Source organism: Aureisphaera galaxeae, assembly GCF_028561275.1.
GTDB lineage: Bacteria > Bacteroidota > Bacteroidia > Flavobacteriales > Flavobacteriaceae > Aureisphaera > Aureisphaera galaxeae.
In genome coordinates, this window is sequence record NZ_JAQQTF010000004.1 from 1,006,106 (window position 1) to 1,031,510 (window position 25,405).

At 41.9% G+C, this 25,405-nt stretch carries 27 protein-coding genes; 12 read left to right on the plus strand and 15 right to left on the minus strand.

Going from position 1 to position 25,405, the window contains the following annotated elements; translation table 11 throughout:
• Both POV27_RS09870 and POV27_RS09875 read right to left on the minus strand, forming a co-directional pair.
• Nucleotides 1–726, minus strand: coding sequence for an SDR family oxidoreductase (locus tag POV27_RS09870; protein WP_272862591.1), 726 nt, complete (start codon nucleotides 724–726; stop codon nucleotides 1–3).
• 38 nt (nucleotides 727–764) lie between these two features.
• Nucleotides 765–1,712 carry a hypothetical protein gene (locus POV27_RS09875; RefSeq protein WP_272862592.1) on the minus strand — a complete coding sequence of 316 codons (948 nt, stop codon included), beginning with the start codon at nucleotides 1,710–1,712 and terminating at the stop codon, nucleotides 765–767.
• Nucleotides 1,713–1,792: 80 nt separating this feature from the next.
• On the opposite strand from POV27_RS09875, the gene POV27_RS09880 reads away from it, so the two are divergent.
• Genes POV27_RS09880 through POV27_RS09890 form a run of 3 tightly spaced genes read left to right on the plus strand, consistent with a single transcriptional unit; the run spans nucleotide 1,793 to nucleotide 4,003 of the window.
• Nucleotides 1,793–2,395 (plus strand): M15 family metallopeptidase, encoded by a 603-nt coding sequence (locus POV27_RS09880; protein ID WP_272862593.1) that lies wholly within the window; start codon nucleotides 1,793–1,795, stop codon nucleotides 2,393–2,395.
• A 31-nt stretch (nucleotides 2,396–2,426) separates the two neighbouring features.
• A complete protein-coding gene (locus POV27_RS09885; protein ID WP_419179940.1) occupies nucleotides 2,427–2,738 on the plus strand; it encodes a DUF3817 domain-containing protein in 312 nt (103 codons plus the stop codon).
• The gene (locus POV27_RS09890) at nucleotides 2,735–4,003 is read left to right on the plus strand and encodes a mechanosensitive ion channel family protein (protein ID WP_272862595.1); all 1,269 of its coding nucleotides are present in this window, start codon (nucleotides 2,735–2,737) and stop codon (nucleotides 4,001–4,003) included. The genes POV27_RS09885 and POV27_RS09890 overlap by 4 nt, the downstream gene beginning before the upstream one ends.
• On the opposite strand, the gene POV27_RS09895 is transcribed toward POV27_RS09890, so the two are convergent.
• A complete protein-coding gene (locus POV27_RS09895) occupies nucleotides 4,000–4,389 on the minus strand; it encodes an acyl-CoA thioesterase (RefSeq protein ID WP_272862596.1) in 390 nt (129 codons plus the stop codon). The two genes, POV27_RS09890 and POV27_RS09895, sit on opposite strands and share 4 nt — an antisense overlap.
• Nucleotides 4,390–5,277: a DUF72 domain-containing protein gene (locus POV27_RS09900; protein WP_272862597.1), complete on the minus strand. Its 888-nt coding sequence runs from the start codon at nucleotides 5,275–5,277 to the stop codon at nucleotides 4,390–4,392.
• Nucleotides 5,278–5,401: 124 nt separating this feature from the next.
• On the opposite strand from POV27_RS09900, the gene POV27_RS09905 reads away from it, so the two are divergent.
• From POV27_RS09905 to POV27_RS09915, 3 genes are all read left to right on the plus strand, one after another.
• The gene (locus POV27_RS09905; RefSeq protein ID WP_272862598.1) at nucleotides 5,402–6,184 is read left to right on the plus strand and encodes an outer membrane lipoprotein-sorting protein; all 783 of its coding nucleotides are present in this window, start codon (nucleotides 5,402–5,404) and stop codon (nucleotides 6,182–6,184) included.
• A gap of 64 nt (nucleotides 6,185–6,248) precedes the next feature.
• Nucleotides 6,249–9,338 (plus strand): WD40/YVTN/BNR-like repeat-containing protein, encoded by a 3,090-nt coding sequence (locus tag POV27_RS09910; protein WP_272862599.1) that lies wholly within the window; start codon nucleotides 6,249–6,251, stop codon nucleotides 9,336–9,338.
• A 152-nt stretch (nucleotides 9,339–9,490) separates the two neighbouring features.
• Nucleotides 9,491–9,898, plus strand: coding sequence for a glyoxalase (locus tag POV27_RS09915; RefSeq protein ID WP_272862600.1), 408 nt, complete (start codon nucleotides 9,491–9,493; stop codon nucleotides 9,896–9,898).
• Here POV27_RS09915 and POV27_RS09920 read toward each other — a convergent pair.
• Together POV27_RS09920 and truA are read right to left on the minus strand one after the other, a co-directional pair.
• Nucleotides 9,895–10,578: a DUF2461 domain-containing protein gene (locus POV27_RS09920; RefSeq protein WP_272862601.1), complete on the minus strand. Its 684-nt coding sequence runs from the start codon at nucleotides 10,576–10,578 to the stop codon at nucleotides 9,895–9,897. The two genes, POV27_RS09915 and POV27_RS09920, sit on opposite strands and share 4 nt — an antisense overlap.
• A 45-nt stretch (nucleotides 10,579–10,623) precedes the next feature.
• The gene (truA, locus tag POV27_RS09925) at nucleotides 10,624–11,403 is read right to left on the minus strand and encodes a tRNA pseudouridine(38-40) synthase TruA (RefSeq protein WP_272862602.1); all 780 of its coding nucleotides are present in this window, start codon (nucleotides 11,401–11,403) and stop codon (nucleotides 10,624–10,626) included.
• Between the two features lie 48 nt (nucleotides 11,404–11,451).
• Between truA and POV27_RS09930 the strand changes: the two genes are divergently transcribed.
• The 3 genes from POV27_RS09930 (at nucleotide 11,452) to POV27_RS09940 (ending at nucleotide 13,942) form a co-directional block, all read left to right on the plus strand.
• Nucleotides 11,452–11,886, plus strand: a complete 435-nt coding sequence (locus POV27_RS09930) for a hypothetical protein (protein WP_272862603.1) — start codon at nucleotides 11,452–11,454, stop codon at nucleotides 11,884–11,886.
• Nucleotides 11,887–12,126: 240 nt separating this feature from the next.
• The gene (locus tag POV27_RS09935) at nucleotides 12,127–12,924 is read left to right on the plus strand and encodes a LytTR family DNA-binding domain-containing protein (RefSeq protein WP_272862604.1); all 798 of its coding nucleotides are present in this window, start codon (nucleotides 12,127–12,129) and stop codon (nucleotides 12,922–12,924) included.
• Nucleotides 12,925–13,012: 88 nt separating this feature from the next.
• Nucleotides 13,013–13,942 (plus strand): hypothetical protein, encoded by a 930-nt coding sequence (locus tag POV27_RS09940; RefSeq protein ID WP_272862605.1) that lies wholly within the window; start codon nucleotides 13,013–13,015, stop codon nucleotides 13,940–13,942.
• A gap of 204 nt (nucleotides 13,943–14,146) precedes the next feature.
• Here the strand turns inward: POV27_RS09940 and hisIE are convergent, their stop codons facing one another.
• Genes hisIE through hisG form a run of 9 tightly spaced genes read right to left on the minus strand, consistent with a single transcriptional unit; the run spans nucleotide 14,147 to nucleotide 21,701 of the window.
• On the minus strand, nucleotides 14,147–14,770 hold the full coding sequence (hisIE, locus tag POV27_RS09945) for a bifunctional phosphoribosyl-AMP cyclohydrolase/phosphoribosyl-ATP diphosphatase HisIE (protein WP_272862606.1): 624 nt from the start codon (nucleotides 14,768–14,770) through the stop codon (nucleotides 14,147–14,149).
• A gap of 11 nt (nucleotides 14,771–14,781) precedes the next feature.
• On the minus strand, nucleotides 14,782–15,537 hold the full coding sequence (gene hisF, locus POV27_RS09950) for an imidazole glycerol phosphate synthase subunit HisF (protein ID WP_272862607.1): 756 nt from the start codon (nucleotides 15,535–15,537) through the stop codon (nucleotides 14,782–14,784).
• 1 nt (nucleotide 15,538) lies between these two features.
• Nucleotides 15,539–16,048, minus strand: coding sequence for a DinB family protein (locus POV27_RS09955; RefSeq protein ID WP_272862608.1), 510 nt, complete (start codon nucleotides 16,046–16,048; stop codon nucleotides 15,539–15,541).
• The gene (gene hisA, locus POV27_RS09960) at nucleotides 16,048–16,770 is read right to left on the minus strand and encodes a 1-(5-phosphoribosyl)-5-[(5-phosphoribosylamino)methylideneamino]imidazole-4-carboxamide isomerase (protein ID WP_272862609.1); all 723 of its coding nucleotides are present in this window, start codon (nucleotides 16,768–16,770) and stop codon (nucleotides 16,048–16,050) included. The genes POV27_RS09955 and hisA overlap by 1 nt, the downstream gene beginning before the upstream one ends.
• A gap of 1 nt (nucleotide 16,771) precedes the next feature.
• Nucleotides 16,772–17,353 carry an imidazole glycerol phosphate synthase subunit HisH gene (hisH, locus tag POV27_RS09965; RefSeq protein ID WP_272862610.1) on the minus strand — a complete coding sequence of 194 codons (582 nt, stop codon included), beginning with the start codon at nucleotides 17,351–17,353 and terminating at the stop codon, nucleotides 16,772–16,774.
• A complete protein-coding gene (hisB, locus tag POV27_RS09970) occupies nucleotides 17,353–18,489 on the minus strand; it encodes a bifunctional histidinol-phosphatase/imidazoleglycerol-phosphate dehydratase HisB (RefSeq protein ID WP_272862611.1) in 1,137 nt (378 codons plus the stop codon). Before hisB ends, hisH begins: the two co-directional genes overlap by 1 nt.
• The gene (hisC, locus tag POV27_RS09975; RefSeq protein ID WP_272862612.1) at nucleotides 18,489–19,544 is read right to left on the minus strand and encodes a histidinol-phosphate transaminase; all 1,056 of its coding nucleotides are present in this window, start codon (nucleotides 19,542–19,544) and stop codon (nucleotides 18,489–18,491) included. Before hisC ends, hisB begins: the two co-directional genes overlap by 1 nt.
• Before the next feature lie 3 nt (nucleotides 19,545–19,547).
• Nucleotides 19,548–20,834: a histidinol dehydrogenase gene (hisD, locus tag POV27_RS09980; RefSeq protein ID WP_272862613.1), complete on the minus strand. Its 1,287-nt coding sequence runs from the start codon at nucleotides 20,832–20,834 to the stop codon at nucleotides 19,548–19,550.
• Nucleotides 20,835–20,843: 9 nt separating this feature from the next.
• Complete coding sequence (hisG, locus tag POV27_RS09985; RefSeq protein WP_272862614.1) at nucleotides 20,844–21,701, minus strand: ATP phosphoribosyltransferase; 858 nt, start codon at nucleotides 21,699–21,701, stop codon at nucleotides 20,844–20,846.
• Nucleotides 21,702–21,996: 295 nt separating this feature from the next.
• Between hisG and POV27_RS09990 the strand changes: the two genes are divergently transcribed.
• From POV27_RS09990 to POV27_RS10000, 3 genes are read left to right on the plus strand one after another with little or no spacing between them, the layout of a single operon-like run.
• Nucleotides 21,997–22,986, plus strand: coding sequence for an OmpA family protein (locus tag POV27_RS09990; RefSeq protein ID WP_272862615.1), 990 nt, complete (start codon nucleotides 21,997–21,999; stop codon nucleotides 22,984–22,986).
• Nucleotides 22,986–23,591, plus strand: a complete 606-nt coding sequence (locus tag POV27_RS09995; RefSeq protein ID WP_272862616.1) for a hypothetical protein — start codon at nucleotides 22,986–22,988, stop codon at nucleotides 23,589–23,591. Before POV27_RS09990 ends, POV27_RS09995 begins: the two co-directional genes overlap by 1 nt.
• 12 nt (nucleotides 23,592–23,603) lie before the next feature.
• Nucleotides 23,604–25,355, plus strand: a complete 1,752-nt coding sequence (locus tag POV27_RS10000) for a sodium:solute symporter family protein (RefSeq protein ID WP_272862617.1) — start codon at nucleotides 23,604–23,606, stop codon at nucleotides 25,353–25,355.
• Nucleotides 25,356–25,405: the final 50 nt, after the last annotated feature.

The window sequence follows — 25,405 nt, forward strand, 5'->3', positions numbered from 1 at the left end:
TTATCGTTTCGGCGGTTTCGACGGCCGTACTTCAATCTTACTAGGCAAGGTACGTGGATGCATCTTGAGCAGATCGATCACTATTTGACCAATATCTTCAATCTGTATTTTCCAAGCATCCTTGTCCGAAGGTTCGTTTTGGTTGAAAAACGTCGCGACACTTCCAGGCATTATGGTCGATACCTTAACATCGTAAGGTCGTAAGTCCAACATTGCAGATTGTGTAAAGCCAGTAAGTCCAAACTTACTTGCATTATAAGCACTTCCGCTCGCAAAGAAATTGGTGCCCGCCAAACTCGATATGGTAATATAATAGCCTTTACTTTTCTTAAGGGCCTCCAATGCTGCCTTCAGAGTATAGAAAGCACCGGTTAGATTGGTATCTATGGTTTGTTCCCATTGAGCAACGGTTAGTTTGTCTATAGGGGCAAAATGTCCCAATCCAGCATTGGCAATGACCACATCGACCTTTCCGAATTCTTCCAAGACTTGGGCAACAGCTGCTTTTTGACTATCATAATCCGTAACATCGGAAACGACACCAATAGCATAAGCCGAATCATTCCCAAACTCATTCAAGGATCTTATGGCCTCCCGAATTCCCTCTGGGGTTCTTCCCGTAATCGCTACATTCATTCCCTGATCTAAAAATGCTTTGGCGATACCATATCCGATTCCTTTCGTACCTCCTGTTACAAAGCCTACTTTACCCGTTAAATTGCCCATAATCCCTATTTTATAATTCTAAAATCCCTTGAATCTATTTAATTCCAATATGTTATCTCTCTGTTCTCCACAGATATGGGAACAAATTCATTCGATTTCGCAAAGTGTTGTTTCAAATACATCTTCTTTTTTATCCAATTGCCTTGATCATCGAGCTCATACTCCATTTTAGTTTCGTTATCCAACTCATTGTCCCGATATGATTTTGTATTGGTAGGATTGTAATATTCATCGTATTGGGTGATGCTTTCCAAGTGTTCCGTGCCGTCTGGATAGATATTATAATAGTGAATTTCAGTAATACGATTGTCCTTATACTTTGTAAGGGTTCTTGACTTAAAGTGATCCGCTTCCCAAATCGACTCGATCATATTTCCATTTTCATCATATGTAAATGTATTGATGGTATTTTCTTCTCCGCTGGTTTCAGTACTCCGAATTAAATTCTGATTCGCATCATACTCATAAGCATAACGCACGACAGTTGTATCCCCTTTTTCAATCTTTATTTGTTCGGCTATTCTGTCGGATGCATCAAACCTCGAATGAAATTCGTAATTCATAGTGTCATTAAGGGTAACCTTAATAGTTTCCCTGCTATTGATAGTATCCCGCTCAATGAGCTGCACCGTTTTTCCAATTGGGCCTTGTTTATTTATTGTTACGGACTTCACAAGAAATTCGCTATCGTCAAAATAATGTGCTATGGTTTGTTGGGACGCTCCAAAAACATCAAAAGATTCAGATTTCAGCAAGGCACCGTTTTCGGAAAACTCTTCAGTTAAATTAAGCACGGGATCTTTCATAGAAGTAAGATTGCCGCCTTCTATGCGAGCGATACGTTGATCGTAAGACTTTACTTTTCCAAATAAATTCCTTTCTTCCAAGTCGGTTTCAAAATTGGAATACTTTGGCTGTACTTTAGGTTCATTCTGGCAAGCAATACAAAGTACCGCTAATAAGATAAAGCAGATTGCGTTTTTCAAATTCAGGTTTTGTTTTAGAATTCATTCTAAAATACAAATTCCTAGGTACTCTTATTCAATAATTCACTAAATTCCCCTTCATGAATCGATGGATACCCCTTCTGCTCCACTTCTTATGCTATCCGGGAATTGCCCAAGATGCCTTGGTAGATATGGCTTCCCTTTCGGATGAATTCGCCTACGAAATTAGGTACGCCACACCCGATAATTTTATTGGGGAAACCCTATATGATTGCGCCAAATGCCTACTCCGGCCGGAAGTGGCTAAGGCATTGAACGAAGCCAATATGTATTTCTGCGAATTGGGCTACAAAATAAAACTGTATGACTGTTACCGTCCTTTGGATGTCCAGAAAAAAATGTGGGCCAAAGTTCCCAGACCTACATATGTGGCCAATCCCTACGGAAAAGGAAGTATCCATAACAAAGGTGCTGCAGTAGATATTACCTTAGTTACCTTAGAAGGGTGCTATGTGGAAATGGGAAGCGATTACGACTATTTTGGTCGGGAGGCCCATATTGACAACTACAACTTTTCCGAAGAAATCCTAGCCAACCGAAAGATGCTCATAGAAGGAATGCGGAAACACGGGTTTCAAACCGTTCGTACCGAATGGTGGCACTACAGCTTTAGAAAAAACCGTTCCTACCCTACCCAAAACGATCCATTACCCTGCGATTAATTCTTATTGTTTTGCAGGTTCTAAATGAATCATGACGTATCTTTGCAAAAATTTTTCGCCCGTGGATATATCGATTAAAACCTTCAAAATCATTAGTGTACTAGAAGCTATTTCTTTTTTGGTGTTATTGGGAATCGCCATGCCCTTAAAACACATATGGGGCCAACCGGAAATGGTTCAGGTTGTGGGAATGGCACATGGTATCCTTTTCATGCTGTACGTGATTGGTGCCTATTTCATCAAAGAAAAATTGAACTGGAGTTGGTCGGTGTTTTCCGTTGTGCTACTTTGTTCTATCTTACCTTTCGGCCCCTTTTATGCCGAACGTAAATATTTGAGATGAACCGCGAATCCCTAGCCACGTATTTTGATTGGTTAAATACCTATTTCGTCGATGCGGGTATGAACCCTGCATTGGCTTTGGCATTGAGTACAATCATAAATTGTATTCTAGTTGCCGCCATCGTCACTCTACTGGATATTCTGGTAAGGAAGACCATCGTTACGGGTTTTCGCATTTTCAGCAGTAAAACTAGGACGACCTATGATAATTATTTGGTAAAAAGTAATTTCCCAAGATTTGTAGCCCATTTTATTCCTGTCGGTGTCATTTGGTATGTGGAACCATTGCTTTTTAAAGGATATCCTCCGATTTCCGAATTTCTACTGATTGCCATAGACGTATACATCGTCATTCTAAGTGTCCTAGTATTTCGAAGCATCCTTAGAACCACGACCAACTATCTAAAAACTAAGGAAGAATACCGAGATAAACCTTTAGAGAGTTATGTTCAGGTGTTGATGATATTTGCTTGGGGAATTGGCTTGTTCCTCATTATAAGCCGACTTACAGGCTATGAAATAAAGAGCCTACTAACACTTGGTGCCGCTTCGGCCGCTTTATTATTGATCTTTCGCGATACCATATTGGGGTTTGTGGCCAGCATACAGGTAACGGTAAATGACATTGTTCGTATAGGTGATTGGATCACTTTCAGTAAATACGGGGCCGATGGCTATGTGACCGAAATCAATTTGGCTACGGTACGTGTTCAGAATTTCGATAATACCTATACCACAATTCCTACCTATAGTCTTACCTCCGATTCCTTTCAGAATTGGCGAGGCATGCAGGAAAGTGGCGGACGAAGAATTAAAAGATCACTTTTTATAAAACAGGGATCCGTAAAATTCCTTACCGAAGCACAAATTGCCGAGCTTTCTAAAATTGAATTGATCACCGAATATCTTTCAGAAAAGCAAACGGAAATCGATAGTCATAACTCGGATAAAAATGCCGACAAAAGTCTTCCCATTAATGGTCGCAATCAAACCAATCTTGGGGTGTTCCGGATATATGTGGAGAATTACCTGAACACATTATCGGGAATTAACAAGGATATGTTCCTCATGGTTAGGCATTTATCCCCTACCACCGAAGGGATTCCTATGGAGGTGTATTGTTTCAGTAAAAGCAAGGAATGGCAGGACTATGAAAAGATCATGGCACACATTTTCGACCATCTGATAGCGGCTACCCCCTATTTTCAGTTGGAACTGTTCGAAAAACCAACCAGTACGGATTTAGTGAGTCTTAAAAAGAACTAACCTTTTAATCGGTCCTTCACGTATTCTATTTCGGTTTTCCCATGCGGCTTGGGTTTTCCGTCATCCCCCAAACTCACCATGATGATGGAATCTATGGTAATAATGGTTTCCCGTGTCATTTTGTTTCGTACCTCACATTGCAAAGTAAGGGAGGATGTTCCAAACTTTACCACTTCCAAACCTATTTCGATAATGTCTCCTTTTTTGGCAGAACTTCGAAAATTAATTTCACTCATAAATTTGGTCACGGTACGTGAATTTTCCAACTGAATGATGGCATACAGTGCCGCTTCCTCATCTATCCATTCCAAAAGTCGTCCCCCGAACAACGTACCATTGGGGTTTAGGTCTTCGGGTTTTATCCATTTTCTAGTGTGAAATCTCATTTAAAAAAGAGTATGTTGTTTGGCCATTACGGGAATCTGAACATCGGTCCCAAGGCGTTCGTTTATTTTTTCGATGAAATGTGCCGAAAGCAAAGGCGATGCCTTCTCTACATTTTGGTGCACAAAGAAGTATATGTCTTGTAGCCCTTGGGAAACCCACTCTTCCAATCGATCTACCCAATCGTCCAAACGTGTATAATCGCTTTCATGGTTGGCCCCATTGTAACGGATAAAGGCCGAGGGGCTGGTCATTCGCATATGCAATAAATCCCTTCTCCCTGCAGTATCAACGACAATATTGGTAATGTTGTATTTCTCAAGGATATCATACAATTCATTGGCGACCGTTTCGTCATTGAACCAATCCGTATGACGAAATTCTACAGCGACTCTCATATCCTTCGGAATAGCTTCAAAGAAAGGCACCAAACGATCCATATTCTTCGGGCCAAAGGTCCCGTGCATTTGCACAAAGGGCATTTCGAGCTTCTCTTTTAGGTTGGAAGCGTTCAAAATATACTCGTTCCAGTACCCTTCAAAATCCTGTAGTCGCTTCCAGTGGGTAACCCCTTGAAACACCTTTGGAAAAAAGCGAAAATCGGCTGGGGTTTTATCGTACCATCCTGCAAAGGTATCTGCGGGAAAAATTCGATAGAAAGTGGCATTCAATTCAATAGAATTAAACTGTGTTCCATAATACTCCAATTCATCCTTGGTACCACGGGGATAGAATCCCTTTAAATCGGCCCGATTCCATTTGGCACAACCCACATAAACATTGGGTTTATCGAGCTTTTCGTTCTTAGAAAGCACTGCCGATGTACCTTCATGATCGGGTGGTAAGGTGAAGTCTATGATGGCTGGATTATCTACTTTTCCGAATTTCATTTTTTCCGTTTTTGTAAAGGTATTTAAAATACTCCTGAAATTTTTCAAAAAAAGTGGTTACATTATGTAACAAAACCAAGGGTTCGATAGTCTAACTCTTATCACCAAAACATCACGAAATTTCATGAAAACATTAAAACTCTTATTTGTTCTTTGTGCTTTAGTAGCATTTACTCCTAATACCCAGGCACAAACAGCAGAGGAAATCGTTGACAATTTTTTTGAAAATACAGGCGGAATGGACGCTTGGAAAAAAATTAAATCGATGAAAGCGACCGGGACCGCTTCTTTTGGTCCTCAGAAATTCCCTTTTATAATGTACACTATGGTAGACGGAAGAATGGCTGCCGAGGTAGATTTGCAAGGGTCGAAATTTATCCCTCAAGCATTTGATGGTGAAAAACAATGGGCAATGAACTTCCAAACCATGGAAGCAGAAGCCGCAGATTCTGAAGCATCACAAAACTACAAGGCCAACGAAGCCAAAGACTTCCCAGATCCTTTCCTAGATTACAAAAGCAAGGGGTATACCATTTCTTATGAAGGAAAAGAGACCATAGAAGGTACAGAGGCTTTCAAAGTTAAGTTGACCAAAAACCCAATCATGGTAGACGGTAAGGAAGAGGCACATTCTGTAATGTACTATTTCGATACCGAAAACTACGTTCCGATTGTTTCTGAAGAAAAAATTACTTCTGGACCACAAAAGGGAATGGTGCAACAAACCCTTTACAGTGAGTACTTAGAAGCGGGCGATATCTTCTACCCTTACACATTCGACGTTAAAATGGGCGGTCAAGTAGTACAGTCCATTAACATGACCGAAGTTGAGTTCAATGCCGATATCGACGAGTCTATCTTCGTAATGCCAGAGAAAGCCACTCCGGCCGAAGGAACCAAAAACTAATATCACAAACCTATATAAATCCTCTGCTTGCAGGGGATTTTTTTAATTCAAAAAACACCAACCCATGAAAAAGGCCATATTATTTTTAGGTGCCTTGCTGGTATTGCCCTTCACAGGATCAGCACAGGAAATTGCACTTAAAGGAAAAGAACTCTTCGGGGATATGAACGCTCGCCATATAGGTCCAGCCTTAATGAGCGGTCGTATCAATGACCTCGAAATGCACCCCAACAACACCCGAATCATCTATGCCGGTACTGCCGGTGGAGGGGTTTGGAAAAGTGTAGACGGAGGAGCTACCTTCTCTCCTATTTTCGACGAACACCCACAATCTATTGGAGTAGTGACTTTAGATCCGAAGGACCCCGATAATACTATCTGGGTAGGAACCGGAGAGACCTGGACGCGAAACTCCGTTTCTATTGGAGACGGATTGTTCCGTTCTACCGATGGAGGAAGTACTTGGAACGAAATACCCGGATTTGAGAACAGTGAGCGTATCGCCTCTGTAGTTATTAACCCTAACAATACCAACGAAGTATATGTAGGTGTTTTGGGAGCTTTATGGAGCGATAGTGAAGACCGAGGGGTATACAAAACCACCGATGGCGGAAAGACCTGGAATAAAATACTCTACATCGGACCTTCTACTGGGGCAGCCGATGTTATTATGGACCCCAACAATCCAAACACGCTCTATGCTTCCATGTGGGAGTTTAGAAGAAGTGGATGGGGATTTGCTTCAGGAGGTCCTACCAGTGCCTTGTATAAATCTACCGATGGTGGTGCCAATTGGAATAAAATCCACAATGGATTCCCTCCGGGAGACCTAGGGAGAATTGCCGTTGCGGTAGCACCGAGTGACAACAATATCTTATATGCGGTATTGGAAACTGAGGACAAAGCCAAGAACGGACTTTGGAAATCTACCAATTCTGGACAGAGTTGGGAACACTTAAACAATGACTTCGGATTGGTGGTTCGCCCTTTCTACTTTTCCCGTATTACGGTAGATCCTCGTGATCCAAACGTTATTGTAAAGGGTGGATTGAACGGCTCCATAAGCCGAGACGGAGGAAAGACTTTTAAAGATTTGGGTAACATGCACAGTGATATTCACGATGTTACTTTTCACATCAAAGACAGCGATATTATGTACAGCGGAACCGATGGTGGTGTATACCGCTCTTGGAATGGAGGAACCACTTTCGAAATAGTGGAAAACCTACCGCTTTCCCAGTTCTACCACATTAGCGTAGATGACGCAGAACCTTACAATGTGTATGGAGGTTTACAGGACAATGGATCTTGGTACGGTCCTTCTTCTTCTCCAGGTGGAGTGAATGCAAGGGATTGGAACAGCGTTGGATTTGGTGATGGTTTCCGTGTATTGAAGCACCCAACCAAGAATATCATCTATTCTGAAATGCAAGGGGCCCAAAACGTTTGGCGCTACGATGCCGACAGGCACAAAACCAAAACGATTCAGCCGTTACAGCAAAAAGGAAAGGCCAAATTGCGTTGGAACTGGAATGCCCCTATGGCGGTAAGTCACCATGCACCGGACCGTTTCTATATGGGTAGCCAGTTTGTGCATAAAAGTAATGACATGGGAGACTCTTGGGAGATTATTTCACCCGATTTAACTACCAACGACCCCAGTAAGCAGAATCAGCAAGATTCTGGGGGGCTGTCCATGGACAATAGTGGAGCCGAAAACCATACGACCATTTTCACCATTGCAGAATCTCCATTGGATGAGAACATTCTTTGGGTAGGAACCGACGATGGAAATGTACAGGTAACCAAGGACGGTGGAAAAACATGGGACAATGTAACCGCGAATCTTACAGGCATCCCTGCTAACACTTGGGTATATCATATTGAGGCCAGTGTTCATGGCAAAGGAATCGCTTATGCTGTATTCGATGGTCATACGAGCGGAGACTTTACCCCTTACGCCCTTAAAACCACCGATTACGGAAAGACATGGACCAATATCATTTCGGAAGACGTACAGGCACCTGCCTTTGTGCGAAACATTCAGGAAGATTATGAAAACGAGAATCTGCTTTTCTTGGGTACCGAAATGGGATTGTATGTTACCATTAATGGCGGAAAAAACTGGTCACAGTTTACCAACAATATGCCTCCCGTGGCTGTGCATTTTGTAGATCTACAAAAGCAAACCAACGATGTAGTTATGGGAACGCACGGACGTGGTGTGATCATTATTGACGATATAAGCCCATTACGTGAATTGAGCCAAGAGGTGCTATCGAAGGATGTTCATTTCTTTACTAATGAAACCTTCACAATGAAAGAAAGCAGTGGCTTTTCTGGAAGCTTTGGTGCCGAGACGCAATTTGTGGGACGAAATAAAACTACTGCAGCCCGAATTATTTACTATCTTAAAAAGAGACATACCTTCGGGAAAATGGCATTGGAAATCCAAGACATGGACGGTAACAGAATTATAACCATCCCTCCTGGCAAATCGAAAGGAATCAATGTGGTTACATGGGGATTCTTTGGTGAAAGGCCAAAAATGGCGGAAGGAAAGACCTTTGCCGCTGGTGGATTTACCTCTACCCGAGTACCGGCCGGAAAATACAAGGTCGTCTTAACCAAAGGAAAGAAGACCTACGAACATATCATCGAAACCAAATACGATGACACTTCCTTAACCACCTTGGCAGAACGAAAGGAGCAAGAGAAATATACCATGGATATGTACAACATGGTAGAGGACTTAGCATACACGGTGCACCAATTGACAGAGACCCAAAAGACGGCTCAAATGGTAATGGAAAAGCACCCAAAAGGCAAAAAGACGGCTCAGAAGTTATACGATGCTTTAGAAAGTCTAAGAGGTGATCTTGTTATTACTTCGGGTGACAACTATGTGGCTTCGGCCGAACCGGAATTAAGGGAGCGTATGGGAACCCTGTATTCTAATATTGCCAGTAGTTATGACCGCGTTACTCAGGATAGAAAGAACAACTATGTTCTTATTTCGGAAGAGTATACTGCCGAAAAGGCCCGTTTTCAGAAGATCATGGAAAAAGAAGGAAAGAAGTTTATGTCCTTCTTGGAGAAAAACGATATTCCGAAGCCCGCCATAAAATCGAAAGAAGATTTCCTAGTCAAATAATAGGAATCAAGTTATAAGCGAAAGGCCCCTCCATAAAAGGAATTGGGGCCTTTTTTTATGGGGAATATGCTGTTAAAAACAAGTTCATAACTCTTAGAAAGCATTGGTATTCGAAGTCACTTTATTCCTACTTTTAATAAAACAATCTCGTTATGGAAGAAAGAGATCGTGTCCTCAAAGGACTCCGTCCGCAAATTCCCACTGCCCGAGTACTGCCGGGAATGACTCCTGAAGAAACCTTTCAAAACAGCACTATTCGGCCTATTGCCAAGTTACAGAATGACCTTTTAATTGCTGTCTTTAGGAATTATGCTAGAAAGCATAAAAATGTATTCTACGACCTTTCCATCGAAAAGCGATTGGATTACATAGAGAACGCTATTCATAAGGATATGAAGTTCCGTAATTCCTTAAAAGGCATTATCATAGGCCAGTTCACGCTTGAGGAATACCAAGCTTATACGGAGAATTCGTCCGCACTTAACAAACGGATGATGAACATCGTAAAGGAGCGCCTTAAAAGTAATCTCCAATTACTGGAGTACGCGCGAGTGTCTTAATCCAAAAGCGAGACTCCGTTAAGATCTGTGGTAAGTACTTCGCTCATATAGTCGAAGAACGGACGAAGCAGCTTAAAATGATGCAGGACATTATCCGCAAAATCGGGTGATAGCACTTCCTTATCAGTAAACTTATGGGTTACGAAGAAGTTCTTTAACCGGATAAGGTCGATATTGGGATCGTCTTTAGAGAATCCTTTAGGTGCTGTTTTCACAGGATCCCAAGCTTCGAACTCACCACCAAAAGCCTTGGCAAATTTGGGCTCAGCCAAGATTTTCCGAATGGAATCTGGGTCCATCTGAAATTCCTGTCGTATTCTAAGTAGATCTGGCGGTTCTGGACTAAAGAAACCTCCTGCCATGGCCGAATTACCTCCTGGCTCTATACGTAAATAGTACCCTCCCCTCCTATGGGCTCCCGCTCTGCTGTAGCTAACACTTCTGTGTACATTATAAGGCGTTTTATCTTTGCTAAAACGAATGTCCCTATTAATTCGGAATACCTTTACCTTTTCAATCTGATCATCTTCATTCAACCCTGTTTCCAACTCGGCATACAATGCTTTCAACACCTTTTCATTGGCTTGGTACTGCTTTTTGTTCTCTTGCATCCAATCCTTATGGTTGTTCTTTTTAAGGTCTTTCAAAAAGCTTAGAACTTCTTTGGGTAGCGCACTCATACGATTCAAAATTTAGGAGTATGAAGGTACAAAAATCTATTCGGATTATAGCTTCACTTCTTGTAACAGCAATCCACTGGCCGGAACGATACGCTCTAACTTCATCGTCACATCTTCCTGAAGGCTTTTTTCAATATCGGAAAGGGTGAACTTGCCTTCCCCAACATCGAAAAGTGCTCCCATCATGAGACGGATTTGATGCCTTTTAAAGCCCTTTCCCCGAATGCGGTATAAGTAACTCTTTTCAGGAAAGAAATTGGCTTGATATAATTCATTTTCAACAATCTCGCTTTGGGTTATGGTTACGATTGTCTTTGTTTCCGGAGTAGGTTTGTAGCTATAGTTTTTGAAATCATGTGTCCCCTCGAACAGCTGAGCCGCTTGTTTCATGGTATCCAAATCCAAATCTTCAAAAACCGTATACATAAGAGGAGCAGCAAAAGGATGTGTCTTCGCTCCGTAGGCAAAAAGATAGATGTATTCCTTTTCCGTAGGAGCCTCTATAATGTTGAAGGATTCGTCAACTTCCTGTATCTCCAAGGCCCTTATATCCTGTGGTAAATTGCGATTGAAAAGCGGAAAGAACTCTTCTATTTGCAGGGGTTCATTATCTAAGAATAATTCCACATACTGCATGTGCGCAGATACTTTAGCATCGGTCCTGCCCGCCGCTAATAATTTGAAGTTGTTATGCCCTAATACATACTGAAGGGTTCGGGAAACCATGCGCTCCAATGTGAGTACATCGGGCTGCTTTTGCCACCCATGATAACGGAATCCAAGGAACTGAATGGTAAGTAGATAGTAGTAGCGTTTACGGAACATTGCACAAAAATATCTATATTTATTGAGTACAACCAAAACCAAAAGAAAATGACAACAACTAACAAACCCGGTGCCCTGTTTTGGGTTATTGGCGTTCTTGCCTTGCTTTGGAATCTTTATGGACTATTAAATTTCACCATGGCAACTTTTATGAAAGATGCCGTAGCCGATGACTATCCGACAGACATTATGGAAATTTTCAATGCCCTTCCTTCATGGTATAGTGTCGTGTTCGGAGTAGCAGTGATAACGGGGGTTTTGGGCTGCCTCTTCTTGTTGATGCGTAAAAGACTCGCTGTAGTGTTTTTCCTATTGTCGCTTATTGCCGTATTGATTCAGATGCCTTATTGGCTCTTCGCTACCGATATTATTGAAGTAGCTGGGATGGCCCAGGCGGCGGCGATGCCTATCTTAGTAATTATAGTCGCCCTATTCCTTTATCTTTATAGTAGAGGTAAAGCGAAGAAAGGCATGTTATCATAATAAACACCAAATACCATAAACCATTAAAGGCCCGTGTAAAAGCGGGTCTTTTTTATTTATATCTCTTAAGATGTCACCTCGATAACCGTCGAAGACGGTCAGGCACGTCTCACTTCGTTCGAAGCACTCGGCGACCGATTCATAGGACTTCGAGTGGTTTTTTGAAGAAAAACTGTATCGAGAAGTCCTTTTCTATAAGCATAATTCGCACTACTTTCGTTTTTCAAAAATCGAATTCTTTTGAATAAGCACTATCCTTTCGATCCTTCCCTAAAACACCATATGTTCATTGCACTTGGGTTGGCCTTATGGATATTCGCTTTTCTTTACTTCACCGAGCCTTTGGACGTAGATGAATTCGGGGACACCGAAAAACTCATCTATCTCCCCTTCTACGGTTTGGGTGGAGCCATTTCATATCTTATGATGATGCCAGTTCAACGTTGGATTTGGAAACGAAGCAACAGTAATTGGTATGTAAAAAGCGAACTGCTTTTCTTGGTCTCTTTCGTTGTCTGGGCACTTATCGTTACCCGGAGTGTATATTTGTATGTGGTAATGGTGGATGAACCTAATCCCTACTCCTTTGGATATTATATAGGGAACGTTTTCTTTCCGGCCATTTCCGTATTACTCCCCATCGTGATCATAGGTCGATGGGCGTTCGGGAAGTATAGGGAAAAGCAATACGAAGATCAGAAAATCGAAATCCAAGGAGAAGGCACTTACGAAGGCCTTCGTATCTTCTTTAATGACCTCATCTGTGTAAAGGCGGACGACAACTATGTGGAAGTTTCTTATTCCGAACATGGAGAATTAAAAAAACAGCTCATTCGCAATCGACTGACCAAAATCTCCGAATCCTTCCCAGAGCTCTTACGAACGCATCGTTCTTATTTAATAAATCCGTATCATTTTAAACAGTACAAAAATGCCTCTGGAAAATTAAGCTTGGTGTTGCATTCAGAAATTGAAGTCCCTGTTTCCAAAAGTTATTCGGCAGCAGTAAAAGAGGCCATTCCACTCGCCACAAAATAGCGGCGTTTTACCCCAAAGACCTATAAATAGAATGTTTCGGAAGTTTTACTGAATAGTTTTGTCGCAGTAAAAAATGAAAAATCGCGACATGAAATCAGTAATTATCTTTTCAATTTCCTTCTTGTTTTCTTCCCTAGTATGGAGCCAAGAACAAAAACCCGAAGTACTCATTATGGGCACCATGCATGATGTTCCCAAAATCGTTAAACATGCCTACAAGCCCTTATTGAAAATTGCCATTACATACGAACCAGATGCTATTTATACGGAGCACAATCGTCCCCATGACTCCCTGAGTTTAGCAAATGACGAAAGTCAATTCTTTTTGCCCTATTCCGATAGTATTTCAAAAATATTCCAAGAAGAAAAGCAAAGAACCCTGACTTTGACCAAAAAGGACATCACAAACATGACATCGGAGGACTTTGAGTACTTAAAGCATTATTATGCTGTGCAGAAGGATAAAGCCAATTGGTATTACTATCAATATCTCCATAAATATGGTATAAAGGGAAGCAAAAAGCCACTACGCCATGAGAATGGGGACTTAACCTCCAAATTAGCCATTGCTATGGGCATGAACTTTATCTATTCCATGGATTACCAAAAAGAAGCTCCAGAATATAGTAGACTATGGAGACAATGCATAAAACAAAGCAGGAAAGATGGTGAAATTGAATATTTGGTAAAACACAATAAGCGGGATTATAGAAAACATATCCTCCCTGGATTGTTTGGTAATTTGGGTACCTATAGCAACAAGCAAAGTTCTATAAGACGCTATCGGGTAAGTAACCGATTCGAATTCCGGAAAACACCTTTCGAACCTTGCAAAAAAGCGGGTGAAGTATGGGATCGTCGCAACGCAGGCATGGCCAAAAACATCGGGGAACAGGTCTTGGAGTACAATCACACCAGAGCCATTGTCATTGTGGGTGCTGGTCACGTCCTTGGTATCAAGGAAGAACTGGAAAAGCAGTTTCCTGAACTTCGCGTTCGGATTTTGGATGAGGATTAAGTAGCATTTCTAAATTGGACTTCTCGATACAATTTTCTTCGAAAATCACCCGAAGTCCATTGTAGTGTGCCACCTCCATAACCCCTTGTCTCCTGGAATACAGGATAGAAGACCAATCTGAGAATTCAGAAAAAGGTCACCGAGTGCTTCGAACGAAGTGAAACGTGCCTGACCGTCTTCGACGGTTATCGAGGTGCCCTCTCTTTATGCTTCTACCTCGTCCTTATCGTACTTATGACGGGAACGTAGGGTTTTCTCAACATCGCGCAAGTGGAATCCTTTGGCCTGAAGCATCACCATAAAGTGGAACATAAGATCGGCACTTTCGCTTAAGAAATCAAGGTCATTATCCCCCATGGCCTCGATCACTACCTCGACGGCTTCTTCCCCTACTTTCTGGGCTACTTTGTTCACTCCTTTCCGAAAAAGGGAAGCTACGTAACTATTCACGCGTTCGGGATTGTTCTTTCGTTCTTCAATCACCTCTTCCAAATACGAAAAGAATCCAAAATTGGACCTATTCCTTTCGTCCCAACAAGTATCCGTTCCTAAGTGACAAACGGGCCCTAATGGTTTTGCTTGAATGAGAAATGCATCATTGTCGCAATCAATTTTAATGGATGTCATTTCCATAAAATTACCGGACTCTTCACCCTTGGTCCACAAACGCCCTTTACTTCTGCTAAAGAAAGTAACACGTCCTGTCTCTTGGGTTTTGGTGAGTGCTTCCTCGTTCATATAACCCAACATGAGCACGTTTTTTGTAACTTCATCTTGTACCACGGCGGGAACCAATCCGTCTGGGTACTTTGCATAATTAATTTCCATAAGGTTTGTATTTAAATGCGAACAGGAATTCCCTGCTCTTTTAGTTCTTGTTTTAATGTTTCTATTTCTATTTCCTTGAAGTGGAAAACACTGGCCGCTAAGGCTGCGTCCGTATTTCCTTCTAAAAAGGTATCCGCAAAATCGTTGATACTCCCTGCCCCGCCGGAAGCAATGATCGGAATATTGACAAGTGATGCCAATTTGGAAAGCGCCTTGTTCGCGAACCCATTCTTAGTACCATCATGATCCATAGAAGTAAAAAGAATTTCTCCTGCCCCACGTTCCTCCACTTCTTGGGCCCAATCCCAAAGGGAAATATTAGTGGGCTCCTTTCCTCCTACTAAATGTACTTTCCAATCCCCATCAATCTGCTTGGCATCGATAGCCACCACAACGCATTGGGAACCAAATTTGGCCGCCAATTCATTGATTAGCTTAGGGCGTTTTACTGCAGCGGAATTAATGGAGACTTTATCGGCCCCATTTTTCAGTAACAATCCAACATCTTCTACCCGGCTAATTCCACCACCCACGGTGAAAGGAATGTCCAATTCGGCTGCAATTCGTTTAACCAAATCGGCCAAGGTCTTACGTCGTTCCTCTGTAGCCGAAATGTCCAGGAACACCAGTTCGTCCGCACCTTCTTGTGCATAGCGCTTGGCCAATGCTATCGGATCGCCAGCATCCCTTAGACCAACAAAATTGATCCCTTTTACCGTACGGCCATCTTTAATATCCAAACAGGGTATAATTCGTTTCGTAAGCATGTTATTCGTTTTTAATGTTTAGATCAAACCCATCGTAAAAGCCTAGATCCTGTGCCTCTAATTGTTTCACCCAAAATGCGATCTGTCCTGTATGATAACTGTAGTGCTCCACCACATGCATGATGATCCCAATACCGGATAACTGAAAACCTTGTACGTCCCTAATCCTAACAAGCTCCTCTTCGGAAACTTGATTAATCGTGTTGATGGCTTCAGTCACCGTTTGTTCTAATTGATCCATCAATTCGGCTTTGGCGAAGCCTTCTTGAGCTTCGAATTCCTCATCACGAACCCGAACATCGGGTAGATTGCCCAAAGAGGAAATGGCGTATTGTCGTATGTTCCCACACAAATGCAATATGAGGTTGCCAATACTATTGGAAATGCCATTGGGACGCTTCCAAACGGCCGGTTCTCCTATCTTGTCTATCGCAATACCTATCATCCTGCTACTCTCCTGCATTCGGTAGATTGCATTTTCCTTGAATTCTTTAACTATTAAATCTTTCATTAGTTATTCAGAATATATTGTTCTAACTCTTTTAGCGTAATCCTATTTTCATAGATAGCTTTACCAATGATGGTTCCTTCACAGCCCATCTCAGCCAATTTGGGTAGTTCTTCGAAGGTGGAGATACCACCGGAAGCAATCAATTTCACATCACAACTTTCCAAAATCTCTTTATAAAGACCAAAAGAAGGTCCTTGAAGCATTCCATCCTTGGAAATATCGGTGGATATCACATAGCCTACCCCTTTTTCCTGATACCCCTTAATGAACGGAATAAGCTCTTGGTTGCTTTCCTCCAACCAACCGCTTACGGCTATCTTCCGATCCTTGGCATCGGCTCCCAAAATGATTTTTTCATTGCCATAGGCCTTTAACCAACGCTCGAAAGTGCTAGGTTCTTTCACAGCAATGCTTCCACCTGTTATCTGCTGTGCGCCACTTTCAAAAGCGATCCGAAGGTCTTCATCGGACTTCAATCCCCCTCCAAAATCGATTTTTAAATTCGTTTTAGTAGCAATTTCTTCCAGCACTCTATAATTGACGATATGCTTACTTTTTGCACCATCTAGGTCTACTAAATGAAGGTATTCAATGCCATGGGCTTCAAACTCCTTAGCGACTTCCAATGGGCGTTCATTGTAGATCTTTTTGGTACTATAATCTCCTTTGGAAAGTCTTACACACTTTCCTTCAATAATATCGATTGCGGGTATAATCCTCATTTTATAACTCTAAAAAATTCTTCAGGAGTTGGGCTCCTGCTTTACTACTCTTTTCTGGGTGAAACTGTACCCCATAAAAATTATTCTTTTGAAGTGCCACACTATATTCCGTTTCATATTCGGATAAAGCGATCGTATCATTGGAAACCGGTGCATAAAAACTGTGTACTAAGTACATATATTCATTTTCTGAAATCCCATTGAATAAAGACGAGTTGTATCCAAATATGGTATTCCACCCTACCTGAGGCACCTTTACCTTCTGCGAAAACCGACGCACTTCCACATCGAAAATACCCAATCCATCAGTATTTCCCTCTTCAGAACTACGGCACATAAGCTGCATCCCCAAACAGATACCCAAAACGGGTTGTTTGAGCTCCGGAATTACCTCGTCAAGCCCCGTAGCCTTCAATTTATCCATAGCACTACTCGCCTCGCCGACCCCCGGGAAAATCACCTTGTCCGAATTCCTAATTTCGTCCGCATCGGCACTCAAGGTTGCTTCAAAACCCAAGCGGGAAAGCGCAAACAGTATGCTCTGAATGTTCCCTGCTCCGTAATCTATGATCGTCGTTTTCATTACAATACTCCTTTTGTGGATGGCAAAATCATTTTTTCAGTATCCCTTTTCACGGCCGATTTAATAGCCTTGGCCCAGGCTTTAAAAATGGCCTCTATCTTATGGTGTTCGTTGGTTCCCTCGGCCTTGATATTGAGATTGGCTTTGGCACCATCGGAGAAGCTCTTGAAGAAATGGAAGAACATTTCCGTAGGCATCTTCCCTACCATTTCACGTTTAAACTCAGCTTCCCAAACTAGCCAATTGCGGCCTCCGAAGTCGATGGTCACTTGTGCCAAACAATCGTCCATGGGTAAACAAAAGCCATAACGTTCCATCCCTAACTTATTGCCCACCGCCTTGTGAAAGGTCTCTCCTAGGGCAATGGCCGTATCTTCTATGGTATGGTGCTCATCCACTTCCAAATCACCATTTACCTTAATTTCCAAATCCATTTGCCCGTGTCTCGCCAATTGATCCAACATGTGATCGAAAAAAGCAATTCCGGTATCAATGTCACTTTTCCCCGTGCCGTCCAAATTCAACTGAATCGCAATTTGGGTTTCGTTGGTATTCCGCTCTAAGGATGCGGTTCTATCCCTAAGCTTCAAGAAGCGATAGATCTCCTCCCAATCATTATTTTCAAGGGCTATATAGGCATCCAAATCAGCTCTGTTTACCGTAATTTCGGAAGTTCCCAATTCCGTTTTATCATTAATAAAAATCCCCTTAGACCCCAAATTCTTGGCCAGTTCCATGTCGGTTAAACGATCTCCTATGACAAACGAATTGGCAAGATCGTAGGTATCGGAAAAGTAATCGGTGAGCAATCCTGTTCCCGGCTTACGGGTAGGTGCATTTTCATGCGGAAAGGTCCTATCTAAAAACACCTTGTTGAAACAAACCCCTTCATTTTCGAAAGTGCTTAAAATGAAATTGTGAACGGGCCAAAAGGTTTCTTCTGGAAAGACTTCGGTCCCCAAACCATCCTGATTGGTTATCATGACCAATTCGTAATCCAGTTCACTAGCTATCTTGCTTAACCATGCGAACACTTTGGGATAGAAAATCAGTTTTTCGAAAGCATCGATCTGTTCGTCTATTGTTTCCTTAATCAAGGTTCCGTCCCTATCTATGAATAATACTTTTTGCGCCATTAGAGCTGTTTTAATGCGTTGATTATTAAATTGTTTTCTTCAGGTGTACCCACGGTAATGCGTAGGGTATTCTCACAATGCAGTTGCGTGCTTCTATTTCTTACTACCATACCTATATCAATGAGTTGGGTGTATCGTTGTTGAGCATCATCCACGCGGATCAATAAAAAATTAGCGTCGGAAGGAAAGACTTGTTTCACTATTGCTACTTCTTTCAAAGCATTCTTTAAGCGTTCCCGTTCCGAAATAATGGTTTGGACTTCTTCTGTAAACCTTTCATTGTCCACAATACGCTCGTAAGCGTATATCTGGGTGAGTGTATTTATGTTATACGGTGGCTTTATTTTATTGAGCAAAGCAATGATTTCTGAAAAAGCATAACAGCTTCCCAATCGGATTCCTGCCATACCATAAGCTTTGGAAAGGGTTTGGGTTACGATGAGATTGTCATAACTGTTGATTCTTTTGGTCCAGCTGGAACCTTCGGTAAAATCGATATAGGCTTCATCTATAACCACGATACCGTCAAACTTCTCAATAAGTTCGCGAACGGCCTCCCCTTGCATGGTATTGCCAGATGGATTGTTGGGGGAACAGATAAACAACAATTTGGTTTCAGCCGTTTGGGCGGCTAGTATTTCTGAAACATCCAATTGAAAATCTCGAGTTAACGGAACTTCCAAACATGCTATATCATTTGTTTCTGCCAATACCTTGTACATACCGTAGGTAGGCGGTACTATAATTACACTGTCCTTCCCAGGTTCACAAAACACCCTGAAAATAAGGTCCAGTACCTCGTCACTTCCATTACCCAAAAGTATTTCTTCGGTTTTCACTCCCTTTTGGGAAGCTAATAGCTCCTTTAAAGACCGTTGTTGCGGATCGGGATAACGATTTACCTGGGTGTTATTCGGGTTTTCATTGGCATCCAAGAAAACCATTTCCTTATCGAACTCCTTGAATTCGTCACGTGCCGAACTATAAGGCTTCATGGCCAAAACGTTAGGTCTTGCCAATTGCTGTACCGTTCTTTTGTTATCTACTTGACTCATACCTTACGCATTCAAATAATTTAGTCGAAGGGTCACCGCATTTTTGTGGGCCTGTAAACCTTCCGCCTCTGCCATGCATTCTATAGCGCTTCCTATGTTTTTAATACCGTCTTCAGATATTTTCTGAAAAGTCATGCTCTTCATAAAGCTTTCCAAGTTTACCCCACTGTACTGCTTTGCATATCCATTGGTAGGTAATGTGTGGTTGGTTCCCGAAGCATAATCGCCCGCACTTTCCGGTGTGAAGTTTCCAAGAAATACGGATCCTGCGTTTGACAGTCCATTCACAAAAAATTCCTCATTTTCGCTCACAATAATAAGGTGCTCAGGACCATAGGCATTGATCAATGAAAGGGCGTCTTCGTTTTTATCCATTAGAATAATTTTTGAATTTTCAATTGACTGATTTACAATGTATTTGCGATTCAACACTTCAACTTGAACTTTAATTTCTTTTTGTGTTTCTTCAGCGATCTTTTTAGAAGTACAAACCAACATAACCTGGCTATCCGCACCATGTTCTGCTTGGCTCAATAAATCGGAAGCCAAAAAGGACGGCACAGCGGTTTCATCGGCAAAAATCATTAGCTCACTGGGACCCGCTGGCATATCTATAGCCACTTGAAATTTGGTGGCCAATTGTTTCGCCACAGTCACAAATTGATTCCCAGGACCAAAAATCTTAAAGACCTTAGGGATGGTAGCTGTTCCGAAAGTCATAGCTCCGATCGCCTGAATGCCTCCTACTTTAAAAACTTGCGTAACGCCACACAAACTCGCTGCATATAAAATAGCCGGAGCTACCTTTCCTTCTTTATTTGGTGGGGTACATAGCACGATTTCTTTACAACCAGCCAAAGTAGCCGGTATAGCCAGCATTAAAATGGTAGAAAATAAAGGAGCGGATCCTCCGGGTATGTAGAGCCCAACCTTTTCTATAGGGCGTTTTTCCATCCAACACTGCACTCCAGGAGTGGTTTCTACTTCAATTCGGTCACTTTTCTGGGCTTTGTGGAATTTTTCAATATTCTCCTTGGCCGTATTAATGGCCGCTTTTAGTTCTGTTGAAATCTCCTGAACAGCATCCTGAATCTCGTCTTCGCCTACCTTTATGTCCTTTAGCACCACTCCATCGAATAGTTCGGTGTACTTGGAAACAGCAATATCTCCCTTCTGCCTGATTTCTGAAAAAATCTCATTTACGGTAAGCTCAATATCCTGTACGGATTGGGTGGGACGTTCCAGAATTTCATCCCATTCACTTTTATTTGGATTGTCAATAATCTGCATAGCTTTCTTTTAAATAACCATTTTCTCAATAGGACAGACCAGAATACCTTGTGCTCCGGCTTCCTTTAATTGATCGATCACTTCCCAAAATTCTTCTTGCTTAATGACACTGTGCACACTGCTCCAGTTCTCATCGGCCAGTGGCAGTATGGTGGGGCTCTTCATCCCGGGAATAAGGGATACAATCGTATCGAGTTTGTCATTGGGAGCGTTCAACAGCACATAGCGAGAACTTCTTCCCTTTAAAACCGATTGAATCCGGAAACGCAGACGTTCTAAAATAGGTGCCGAATCTAAAGGGAGCTTAGGAGAAACAGCGAGTACTGCTTCGCTTTTCATCATAATTTCCACTTCCTTTAGATTGTTCTTGAACAGTGTACTACCACTACTCACAATATCGCAAATGGCATCTGCCAATCCGATATTTGGAGCAATTTCTACACTTCCATTAATGACATGGAGATCGGCCGAAATTCCTCGTTTTTCCAAATACTTTTTGGTGGTGTTTGGATATGACGTAGCGATACGTTTCCCATCTAAATCGGAAAGGCTGTCGTATTCAAATATCTTAGAAACAGCAAGAGATACGCGACATTTAGAAAAGCCCAAACGCTCTGTTATCTCAATATCCTCCCCTTTCTCCACTAGGACATTTTCGCCAATAATGGCACAGTCTACCACACCGTCTTTAAGGTATTGCGGAATGTCCCCGTTTCGTAAATAATATACCTCTACGGGGAAATTTTTGGCTTCTGCCTTTAATTGATCCTTTCCATTGTCGATAGAGATCCCCGCATCTTTCAACAACCTTAGGGAGTCGTCGTGTAATCTCCCCGATTTTTGAACCGCAATTTTTAATTTAATCATTGTCCTATTCTTTTTCGTTAAAATTTGGCCATAAAAAAACCCGTTTGACTACTCAAACGGGTTTGTAAATATGTTTAAATTACACATACAATCTATCACCTCGCCTGAGCCAGTCGTGATAAATGGTGATGATGTAAGTTTCTCATTTGCATTTCTGTTACAAACATAATCAAAATTTGTTTAGTCTATGTGAAAAATAGATTAAATTTTCGGGGCCTTGTCATTAATTAATTTAGTAAGTTTGTTATGCCTTGAAAAGCTTTTTCAACACCTCTAAAACAACCAATTACCCAAAATGAAGAATTTCCTAACGGCTCTTCTAGTATTCCTCGTATGGTCATTTTTTGGGCTGTGGTTGTTTTCCATACTAGATCCGGTTCACCAAAATACCAATCCGCCTGAGGAGGTGGCTAGCACCTCTACAGACACGGTAGAGATTGACGAAGGCCCCATTACCGATGAATCTTTAGAGCCTATTGAGGGGGATAGCCTTAATCGACTTGAAAACGAGGTGGAACCGTTTGATAGTCATGAACAGCACCTTGGTTTGAAAGCCATTACGCCAAAGAACGATGTCATTTTCTTATTCAATCAAGGCATTGGTTTTCATAAAAACAGCAGTGATATCATCTTGAACGAGGAGGTCAAGGATTTTAAGTACAAGCTGAATACGTATATGATCTCCCACCCCAATGAAGAACTTCACATTTGCTCTCTATATAGTGCTTCTGAAGATATACACACCCCAAACTGGGGTTTTCAGCGAGGCCAGAAAGTGAAAGAATTGCTTTTGGAGACGGGTATGGCCCGAGAGAAGATTGTTATTAAGCCTATTATCCGTGAAATTAATTTTGATGAAAACGGACGACACGAAAATGGTATTTCCTTTTCTTTCAGTCCATTAGATGAAGCCCGAATAGCCGAGGCCGCATTAAAATTACCAGAAGACAAAACTATTTACCCTAAATTGGTAAATAATGATATTTTTGTAAATAAAGACTTACAGGATTTATTGGCGGAAGTCAAGGAGGCAATGGCTGCGAATCCTAACCTAATTGTAGAGGTCGTAGGGCATACTGATAATGTAGGAAATGCCAATGATAATTACTTAGTGGGATTAAAACATGCGAGACAGGTACGCTGGTACTTGGTAACCAAGGGCAAATTGGACAGAAAGAAGATCATCGCACGCTCCGAAGGAGAATCTAAATCCATTGCAAGCAATAAAACTGAAAGAGGTCGTTTATTGAATAGGAGAATTGAAATAAAGTACAGTTCAAGTTAATGGATCAGCTTACCGAATTTGTAAACCAATTACCTGATTATCTCGGGGTATTTCTTTTGATGTTGAGTACCTTTTTAATTGGTTATTTTTCTGCTTGGTACATGCAAAAATCCAAATACCTCAAGGCACTGCGTAAGATTAATAAGACTTCTGAAAGAACAAAACGTGTTCGGGATGAAAAGGACATCGATGTCATCTTCACAGAAATTAAGCCTAAGATCATAGAAGTGGTTAAGGAAACCCAAGAAGAGTTGCAAAGTGAAATTGAAGAAGCAGAAGAAGAGGAAATCCCAACTGCTTTACCCGCCGAGGATATAGCCGAAAAGGCACGTACCAGTTACATTACTTATACGCTGAACAAACCAAAACTCAATTTCGATAATTTCGGCCATGCCGAAGTTTCCGATAAACAAGACCTAACCCAAATAAACGGCATTGGACCTTATATTGAGCAAAAACTCAATGAAATAGGCATATACAATTACGAACAAATAAGTCGATTTAAGGATGAGGACATTCGTGTGCTTACCGAATTGATCGATTTCTTTCCAGGACGTATAGAACGAGACGATTGGGTGGGTCAGGCAGAAAGCCTTAAAGACTAATATACCACCATTATGCAATTAGCTACTCTCGATTGGGCCCTCATTATTTCATTTTTTGTTGTTTTCCTAATCATTGGAATACTGGTTTCCAAACGATCGGGAAAGAACACGAAAGAGTTTTTCCTTTCGGGACAGAACATGCCTTGGTGGTTATTGGGAATATCCATGGTGGCCACCACCTTTTCTGCAGATACTCCTAACCTTGTTACCGATATCGTGCGACAAAACGGTATCTCCGGGAACTGGGTATGGTGGGCCTTCTTACTCACGGGAATGCTTACGGTATTCGTGTATGCTAAACTATGGAGGCGTTCTAAAGTACTCACAGACCTCGAATTCTACGAATTACGCTATAGTGGAAAAGAAGCCGCTTTCTTGCGTGGGTTCCGTGCCCTCTATTTAGGCGTTTTCTTCAATGTAATGATCATGGCTTCCGTATGTTTGGCAGCAATTAAAATAGGCGGAATCCTTTTCGATCTCGAACCATGGCAATCGGTGGTTTACGCATCGATCATTACGGTAGCCTATAGCTCTATTGGAGGACTACGCGGAGTGATTTTCACGGACTTCCTGCAGTTTATTGTTGCTATGATAGGTTCCGTTTGGGCCGCTTATTATATCATTACTATGCCGGAAATCGGTGGATTGGAAAATCTATTGCAGAATGAAAATGTATCGGACAAACTGAATTTCCTTCCGGATTTCAGTAACTCAAAGAGCCTTATCACCCTACTTATTATTCCCATAGCGGTGCAATGGTGGAGCGTTTGGTATCCTGGAGCGGAACCAGGGGGTGGTGGATACATCGCACAACGTATGCTTTCTGCCAAGGATGAAAAGAATGCGATAGGAGCTACCCTCCTATTCAATATTGCCCATTATGCCCTACGTCCATGGCCTTGGATTTTAATTGCATTGGCTTCCTTGGTACTGTATCCGCAGCTTACAGACATTGCAGAACAGTTTCCCAAAGCGACGATGGGACATGATTTGGGATATTCGGCCATGCTAACACACTTGCCTGCCGGTCTATTAGGATTGGTGGTGGCGTCCCTCATTGCTGCTTTTATGAGTACGATTTCTACGCATCTAAATTGGGGGTCTTCTTATGTAGCCCTCGATTTTTACAAGCGATTTGTGAAGCCCGAAGCATCTGAAAAAGAATTAGTTTCCGTAGGAAGACTTTCTACAGTTGTCCTTATGATTTTGGCTGCTTTGCTGGCTCTTCAGTTTGAAAGTGCATTGGATACCTTCAATATTTTGCTCCAAATTGGAGCAGGAACAGGGCTTATTTTTATCCTCCGTTGGTTCTGGTGGCGTGTCAATGCCTACAGCGAAATTACTGGGATGGTCGTATCCTTTGTTATTGCATTGATATTCGAGTTTACGGAATTGGGATTGGAAGACCATGAAAAGCTAGTACTAGGTGTTCTTATCACCACCATTGCATGGATTGTCGCCACCTTAATTACCCAACCTACCGACACGAAGCACCTTACTAAATTTTACAAGGCTATTACACCGTATGGTAGTGGATGGAATGGTTTTAAGGAGAAAGCGAAACAAGAAGGGGAAGAACTGCCTACATCCAACGATCGATTTACCATCGACCTTGCATCCATGCTCTTAGGAGTCGTCTTAGTCTACACTGCCTTATTTGGCATGGGGTATCTCATTTATGGCAACCTCACAGGCGCTTTAATATTACTGGCCATCGCAGGGCTCTCTGGTTGGTTTATCTTTAAACTCTGGAAGCAGAAATAAAAAACGGGGCCCTGTAAGGCCCCGCTTCATATAATAAGGTCGTTATGATC